The sequence below is a fragment of the Hyphomonas sp. genome, from assembly GCF_046313975.1.
Taxonomy (GTDB): domain Bacteria; phylum Pseudomonadota; class Alphaproteobacteria; order Caulobacterales; family Hyphomonadaceae; genus Hyphomonas.
The window spans coordinates 54,291-61,061 of record NZ_JBKBXB010000019.1 but is presented as its reverse complement, the minus strand read 5'-3'; the positions used below and the strand labels follow the sequence as shown (position 1 = coordinate 61,061).

General features: G+C 64.0%; 8 protein-coding genes. 4 read left to right on the top strand and 4 right to left on the bottom strand.

The genetic code is table 11. The features are described 5' to 3' along the window. On the top strand, window positions 1-549 hold a 549-nt coding region (locus tag ACK4TE_RS08860; RefSeq protein ID WP_409911137.1), incomplete at its 5' end, for a cupin domain-containing protein. A 6-nt stretch (window positions 550-555) separates the two neighbouring features. Here ACK4TE_RS08860 and ACK4TE_RS08855 read toward each other — a convergent pair. The 3 genes from ACK4TE_RS08855 to ACK4TE_RS08845 are packed head-to-tail and all read right to left on the bottom strand — an operon-like array spanning window position 556 to window position 2,277. Beyond that, window positions 556-1,086 (bottom strand): RNA methyltransferase, encoded by a 531-nt coding sequence (locus tag ACK4TE_RS08855; RefSeq protein WP_409911136.1) that lies wholly within the window; start codon window positions 1,084-1,086, stop codon window positions 556-558. A gap of 1 nt (window position 1,087) precedes the next feature. Continuing rightward, window positions 1,088-1,408, bottom strand: coding sequence for a hypothetical protein (locus tag ACK4TE_RS08850; protein ID WP_409911135.1), 321 nt, complete (start codon window positions 1,406-1,408; stop codon window positions 1,088-1,090). Beyond that, a complete protein-coding gene (locus ACK4TE_RS08845; protein WP_409911134.1) occupies window positions 1,405-2,277 on the bottom strand; it encodes an isoaspartyl peptidase/L-asparaginase family protein in 873 nt (290 codons plus the stop codon). The genes ACK4TE_RS08850 and ACK4TE_RS08845 overlap by 4 nt, the downstream gene beginning before the upstream one ends. A gap of 96 nt (window positions 2,278-2,373) precedes the next feature. On the opposite strand from ACK4TE_RS08845, the gene ACK4TE_RS08840 reads away from it, so the two are divergent. After that, the gene (locus tag ACK4TE_RS08840; RefSeq protein WP_409911133.1) at window positions 2,374-3,363 is read left to right on the top strand and encodes an NADPH:quinone oxidoreductase family protein; all 990 of its coding nucleotides are present in this window, start codon (window positions 2,374-2,376) and stop codon (window positions 3,361-3,363) included. An 89-nt stretch (window positions 3,364-3,452) separates the two neighbouring features. Here ACK4TE_RS08840 and dnaK read toward each other — a convergent pair whose 3' ends face one another. Beyond that, window positions 3,453-5,348 carry a molecular chaperone DnaK gene (gene dnaK, locus ACK4TE_RS08835; RefSeq protein ID WP_409911132.1) on the bottom strand — a complete coding sequence of 632 codons (1,896 nt, stop codon included), beginning with the start codon at window positions 5,346-5,348 and terminating at the stop codon, window positions 3,453-3,455. 293 nt (window positions 5,349-5,641) lie between these two features. On the opposite strand from dnaK, the gene ACK4TE_RS08830 reads away from it, so the two are divergent. Then, window positions 5,642-5,869, top strand: coding sequence for a DUF2061 domain-containing protein (locus tag ACK4TE_RS08830; RefSeq protein ID WP_409911131.1), 228 nt, complete (start codon window positions 5,642-5,644; stop codon window positions 5,867-5,869). 32 nt (window positions 5,870-5,901) lie between these two features. Continuing rightward, a complete protein-coding gene (locus tag ACK4TE_RS08825) occupies window positions 5,902-6,762 on the top strand; it encodes a sterol desaturase family protein (protein ID WP_409911130.1) in 861 nt (286 codons plus the stop codon). Window positions 6,763-6,771: the final 9 nt, after the last annotated feature.

Sequence of the window (6,771 nt, the reverse complement as noted above, 5' to 3'; positions counted from 1 at the left end):
CTGGCCAAAAGTGAGATGGTTGCGGCCAGCCTGATGGAAACTGCGGCGGGCGTTGAAATGAGCGACCGTGCGCTGGACCGGGCGCTGGCTGCCATCGACGAGCTGGAAGCGAGCACCTCTGAGTCCGTTGAGGCCGGCAAAGCCGCCGGTGCGGCGATGGAGGAAGTGCTGGCCTTGCCGGAGCCGCTGCGCAGCGCAGCGCTAGAGGCTATTGGCAAACGCGGCTGGCAGGTGCTCAGCAACGGATTGAAGCGTCTGCGCATCGATGCGGGATCGGATCTCGAGACAGAACTCTACCGGATTGCACCGGGGGCACGCATTCCGCGCCATACCCATGCGGGTCCGGAATACACGCTCGTGGTCGCCGGCGGCTTCACCGATGAGCGCGGCAGCTATGGCCCGGGTGATGTCTGCCGCAATGGGCCGAAAGACACCCACACGCCTGTCGCGGATGATGACGGGGTTTGCTACGCGCTGGCAGTCCGGGAAGGGGGCCTCCGGTTCAAGGGCGTGCTCGGCGCACTGCAGCAGCTGTTTGACCGCCACTAGACCGCGTTACTCGCCCGGTTTCTTTCTGTCCGGACCCGGAACATGTTTGCTTCGCGGCTGATCCGGCCCGCCCGGCATGATCGGTTTGGGGCCATAGCCGCCCATTGACAGGTGGCGATCGTACATGACGAGCGCGCCGGCCAGGCTGACATTGATGCAGAACTTGGTCGGGATCTTCACGACATGGGTGCAGCGTTCAAGGATCCCGGCTGAGAGGTTTCCCTTTTCGGGACCGAGAATATAGGCCGCCTGCGGCGGATGCCGGAAGACGGGGAGCATCACGGCGTCGTCAGTGAGTTCCACGCCGACCAGCTGGCAGCCACGCGGCAGCTGCATCTCGTCGATGGAGCCCCACTGGTAGAAGGGGATCTGGCCCTCGCTCTTGGACGTGTCGGCCCAGTGACCTTCCTTGATGTTCTGCGCTGCCCGGATGGAGAAGACGAAGCTGGCGCCGAAGGCATGGCCGGTGCGCATCAGGGCGCCGAGGTTCATCGGCTTGGAAATGCGCTCGGCGCCGATGGCGAAATAGCCACGCATGTCAGACCACACCCAGGACGAAGCGCCCCAGCAGGAACACGCCAAGCAGGAGCGCTGGCGCCACGAGGGAGACCTGGCGGGCGAGATTGAGGTGGGCCAGCGGGCGGGGAAACTCCGTGTGCAGATATTTCGTCTCGTCGATATCCGGCTCGCCGCGGCCCGCGAGATAGATGGCGCTGCGATAGGCGGGATCGGTATGCTTGCCGCCGAAGCGGGCGGCGAGCGCGCGGCGCAGCGCAATCGAGAGCAGGATGCGCATCTGCGCGGCCAGCAGGATGGCGAAAGCGACGGCGGCGAGCAGGGTCCAGAAGAAGATGGTCATACGAATGTCGCCACGTCGAAGCGGCCCTTCCAGTCTGCGAGGCCGCGCTTGAGGCCGGAGGAATTGAAGCCGAAGGCAAGCTCGCCCTTGGCCGAGACGGCGATCATGCCGCCATTGCCGCCGAGGCGTTTGACATCGTCGAGCGCGCCCTGAACGGAGGCTTCGAAAGGCTGGTTGCCATAGCGGATGCGGGCCGAGACATCGGCGGCGGCGTTGGCACGGATGAAATATTCGCCGAGGCCTGTGCAGGAGACGGCGCAGCGCTCGTCCGCCCATGTGCCGGCGCCGATGACCGGTGTGTCGCCGATGCGGCCTGGCGTTTTCGACAGGACGCCGCCGGTGGAGGTGGCTGCAGCAAGGTCGCCATAGATGTCGAGCGCGACGGCGCCGACGGTGCCCATCGGGGGGCCACTTTCCTGCACCGTGTCCTCATCGACCGCGCCATAGTAACTCGCCGGATCTGACACCCGGGCAAGGCCGGCCTCATCGGCGAGGCGGGCAGCGCCGTCGCCGACGAGGAAGACGTTGGGCGTGCGCTCCATCACGGTGCGGGCGGCCTGCACGGGGCTTTCGAAGCCCTGCAGCGCGCCGACAGCGCCGGCGCGGCGGGTGCGCCCGTCCATGATGGCCGCGTCGAGTTCCCATTTGCCTGCGGTGTTCGGGCTGGCGCCGCGGCCGGCGACGTAGAGGCCGGAGGCTTCCAGCTCCATCACCATCGCCTCGACCACATCCAGCGCCGCATCCCCGGCCGCAAGGCGGCCCGCACCGTCGCGCAGGAGGCCGCGGATATGTTCCTCTTCCGGCGTATAGTCCCGGCCAAAGATCGGTCCGGCACCGCCATGAAGCGCGAGGGCCCAGATTTTCGCCATTTCGTTTCCTCTTTCCCCTCGCGTCAGGCTTGGCGCGGGTGTGTGGCATGGCTACCGTCAGGGCGGACAAACAACAAGCCGGGAAGGGAGTGACGCATGAAAGCCGTGCTGTCGAAAACCGTGGGCGGGCCTGAAGCGCTCGTGATCGAAGATGTGGCCGTGCCAGTACCGGGCAAGAACCAGGTGCTGATCCAGGTGAAGGCCTGCGGCGTCAACTATCCGGACGTGCTGATCATCCAGGACATGTACCAGTTCAAGCCGCCGCGGCCGTTCTCGCCGGGCGGGGAAGTCTCCGGCATCGTTTCGGCGGTGGGCGAGGGCGTGAGCCATGTGAAGGCGGGCGACCGCGTGCTGGCCTCCACCGGCAATGGCGGTATGGCGGAGTATTGCTTGGCCGCCGCGCACGGCGTGATGCCGATTCCGGACGGCATGCCGTTCGAGGAGGCGGCTGCGTTCCTGATGACTTATGGCACGTCTTACTACGCGCTGAAGGACCGGGCGGACCCGAAGCCGGGCGAGAAACTGCTTGTGCTCGGCGCGGCGGGCGGTGTCGGCATTGCGGCGGTGGAACTCGGCAAGGCGATGGGGCTTGAAGTGATCGCAGCGGCCTCCAGCCAGGACAAGGTGGATTTCTGCCTCGGCAAGGGCGCGGACAAGGGCCTCGTCTATCCGCGCGAACTCGACAAGGACGCGCAGAAGAAGTTTGCCGAAGACATCAAGGCGGTGTCCGGCGGCGGCGTGGACATTGTGTATGACGGTGTTGGCGGAAACTATGCCGAGCCGGCAGTGCGCGCGATGAACTGGGAAGGGCGCTTCCTCGTGATCGGCTTCCCGGCGGGCATTCCGAAACTGCCGCTGAACCTGACGCTCTTGAAGAGCTGCGATGTGCGCGGCGTGTTCTGGGGCGCGGCGGTGGCGCGGGACCCGAAGGCACATGCGCAGAACTGCAAGGAATTGTTCGATCTCTACAAGGCCGGCAAGATCCGCCCGCACGTCTCCAATTCCTACCCGCTGGACAAGGCACCGGACGCCATCCGCGAACTGCAGGACCGCAAGGCGCAGGGCAAGGTTGTGGTGGTGGTGTGATGTAAAAGCCCCTGAGCAGGGCACGCGGAAACGAAAAACCCCGCCGGATCACTCCGGCGGGGTTTTGTCTGTGTAGGGACTAACCTGCGTTAAGCGCGTTTTGCGTCGTCGACTTCTTCGAAGTCGGCGTCGACGACGCCGTCATCGGCTTTCGGACCTTCGTCGCCTGCGGCGCCGGCGCCCTGGGCGGCGTAGATGGCTTCGCCGAGTTTCATCGCAGCGTTCATCAGCGACTGGTGCTTGGCCGTGATGTCGGCGGCGTTGTCGCCTTCGGCGGCCTTGCGCAGGTCGGCGATGGCAGTTTCGATCTCGCCTTTGACGGCATCAGAGACTTTCGAGGCATGCTCGGCGAGCTGCTTCTCGGTCTGATGGATCAGGGCTTCGGCATGGTTCTTGGCTTCGACCAGTTCGCGGCGGGCCTTGTCGGCGCTCGCGTTGGCTTCGGCGTCAGCCATCATCTTCTTGATGTCAGCCTCGGACAGGCCGCCATCTGCCTGGATGGTGATCTGCTGCTCCTTGCCGGTGGCCTTGTCCTTGGCCGAGACCGAGACGATGCCGTTGGCGTCGATGTCGAAGGTCACTTCGATCTGCGGCAGGCCGCGCGGGGCAGGCGCAATGCCTTCGAGGTTGAACTGGCCGAGATGCTTGTTGTCAGCGGCCATTTCGCGCTCGCCCTGCGCGACCTTGATGGTCACGGCGGGCTGGTTGTCCTCGGCGGTCGAGAAGACCTGGGATTTCTTCGTCGGGATCGTCGTGTTGCGGTCGATCAGGCGTGTGAAGATGCCGCCCAGCGTTTCGATGCCGAGCGAGAGCGGGGTCACGTCGAGCAGGACCACGTCCTTCACATCGCCCTGCAGCACGCCGCCCTGGATGGCAGCGCCGATGGCGACGACTTCGTCCGGGTTCACGCCCTTGTGGGGTTCCTTGCCGAAGAATTTCTTCACGGCTTCCTGTACGGCGGGCATGCGGGTCATGCCGCCGACGAGAACGACTTCATCGATCTGCGCGGGCGTCTTGCCGGCATCCTTGAGCGCCTTGCGGCAGGGCTCGATGGTGCGGTCGATCAGGTCCTGAACGAGGCTCTCGAACTTGGCGCGGCTCAGCTTGATATTGAGGTGTTTCGGGCCGGTGGCGTCTGCCGTGATGAAGGGCAGGTTCACTTCGTATTGCGAAGTGGACGAAAGCTCTTTCTTGGCTTTCTCGGCTTCTTCCTTGAGGCGCTGCAGGGCAAGCTTGTCGGCCTTCAGGTCGATGCCCTGTTCCTTCTTGAACTCGGCTGCGAGGAAGTCGACGATACGGATGTCGAAGTCTTCACCGCCGAGGAAGGTGTCGCCATTGGTTGAGAGTACTTCGAACACGCCGTCGCCGATTTCGAGCAGCGAGACGTCGAAAGTGCCGCCGCCAAGGTCGTAGACGGCGATCGTCTTGTTGCCGCTCTTGTCGAGGCCGTAGGCGAGGGCAGCGGCAGTTGGCTCGTTGATGATGCGCAGCACTTCAAGGCCGGCGATGCGGCCGGCGTCTTTCGTTGCCTGGCGCTGGGCGTCGTTGAAGTAAGCGGGGACAGTGATGACCGCCTGCGTGACCTTCGCGCCGAGATAGGCCTCAGCGGTTTCCTTCATCTTGGTGAGGATGAAGGCGGAGATTTCCTGCGGGGAGTAGTCCTTGTCGCGGCCCTTGACCCAGGCGTCGCCGTTCGGCGCCTTGACGATGCCGAAGGGGCTCATCGCCTTGTCCTTCTGGGCGGTGGGGTCGTCATAGGTGCGCCCGATCAGGCGCTTGATGGCGTAAAAGGTGAAGTCGGGGTTGGTGACCGCCTGCCGGCGGGCGGGTTGGCCGATGAGGCGCTCGCCGCTTTCGTTGAAGGCGACGACCGAGGGGGTCGTGCGGTTGCCTTCGGAGTTTTCGATGACCTTTGCTTCGCCGCCTTCCATGACGGCGACACACGAGTTCGTGGTGCCGAGGTCGATGCCAATGATCTTGCTCATGTATGTCTCTCTCTTTTTCAGCCGCCTCTGGCTTCGTTTGGGTCCGGTCTGCTCAGCAGCCCCGCGCCGCCATAGGCTCTTGAAGGTTCATTTGAGCTGGCGAGGGACGTTTGGAAAGCCGCTCACCCGTTCGGTCTGCGATATGGGAAGTATGGGGCTCTGCTCAAGAGGCAGGCGCATAATTGGACATACAGGATGCCATAGGCGGCGCCTATGCCGCAGCAGGTGGAATTCGATTTGAAAATAATTCTCAAAGGGCCGTATCCCGGCCTAACAGATCGAGATGACCCCCCATGCCCCGGCCCGCACTGAAGACCCTGACCTATAGCCTGACCCATTTCACGGTCGCTATCAGCGTCACCTATGCCATTACCGGCAGCTGGCAGGCCGCCCTCGCCATCGGCCTGATCGAGCCGCTGGTGCAGACAGGCGCTTATTTCCTGCACGAAAGCGCCTGGGCGAAAGCAGGGCGGAGGCCGAAGGATCCCCGCCCGGATCAGGAAATCTTAAGCCCGGCCTGATAGCGTCCTCCCCGAGACTGTATAAACAGCCGTTGGATGATGAGATGCTGCAATACCTGCAAGGCATGGCCTGGCAGCTCTGCCTCCTGGCCGGGTTGGCTGTGGTGTTCACGCTGCTGGCATTCCTGTCACGCGGCCGCAGCGCCCTGCACTGGCCCAAGTCGCTGCGCCAGTCGGCCCTAACCAACTATCTGCTGGTCCAGTTTTCCAGCCTGAACGGCGCGATCTATGTTGTGCTGATCGTGCCGCTGAGCGCGGCCTATACGGCGCTCGGCCTGCCGGTCATCCAGTCCGAAGTCTGGGCGGGTCAGCCCATCTGGCTGAAAGGGCTGATAGCGCTGCTGGTGTATGATTTCGGGCTCTACTGGGCGCACCGGTTCCTGCACACGAGCTGGCTGTGGCCCTCGCATGCGGTGCATCATTCCGATCCGGAGCTGCATTTCCTGTCCTGGTCGCGCGGACATTTCACGGAGCAGCTGGTGATTGCCGCCGCGCTTGTGTTTGCGACCTCCTGGCTGGGGTTTGGTCTTGAGGAAGTGGCCGGCCTCGTGCTGATCAAGGCCCTGCACCAGCACTATGTCCACGCGCGGCTCGACTGGGATCACGGCATCTTCCGCGACCTCATTGTCTCGCCGCAGTTCCACCGGTGGCATCATGCCAATGTGGCGGAAGCCTATGATAAGAACTTCGCCTCGATCTTCCCGTTCTATGACCGGCTGTTCGGCACCTATTACAATCCGGGCTCAGCCATCGATGTGCCGACCGGCATTGCGGACAATCCGCCGAACGATTTTGTGACCCAGACGCTCTACCCCTTCCGCGAGTGGGCGCGGATGCTGAAGACCTGGCGCGCAGAGCAGCAGGGCAGGGCCGCCGCCCGCCGCCCGGCCTGAGGCTGGCCA

Bases quoted from the DNA above. Each gene is read 5' to 3' on its own strand.
- ACK4TE_RS08855 (WP_409911136.1), bottom strand. From the start codon at position 1,086: ATGCGTGGCTATTTCGCCATCGGCGCCGAGCGCATTTCCAAGCCGATG.
- ACK4TE_RS08850 (WP_409911135.1), bottom strand. From the start codon at position 1,408: ATGACCATCTTCTTCTGGACCCTGCTCGCCGCCGTCGCTTTCGCCATC.
- ACK4TE_RS08845 (WP_409911134.1), bottom strand. From the start codon at position 2,277: ATGGCGAAAATCTGGGCCCTCGCGCTTCATGGCGGTGCCGGACCGATC.
- ACK4TE_RS08840 (WP_409911133.1), top strand. From the start codon at position 2,374: ATGAAAGCCGTGCTGTCGAAAACCGTGGGCGGGCCTGAAGCGCTCGTG.
- dnaK (WP_409911132.1), bottom strand. From the start codon at position 5,348: ATGAGCAAGATCATTGGCATCGACCTCGGCACCACGAACTCGTGTGTC.
- ACK4TE_RS08830 (WP_409911131.1), top strand. From the start codon at position 5,642: ATGCCCCGGCCCGCACTGAAGACCCTGACCTATAGCCTGACCCATTTC.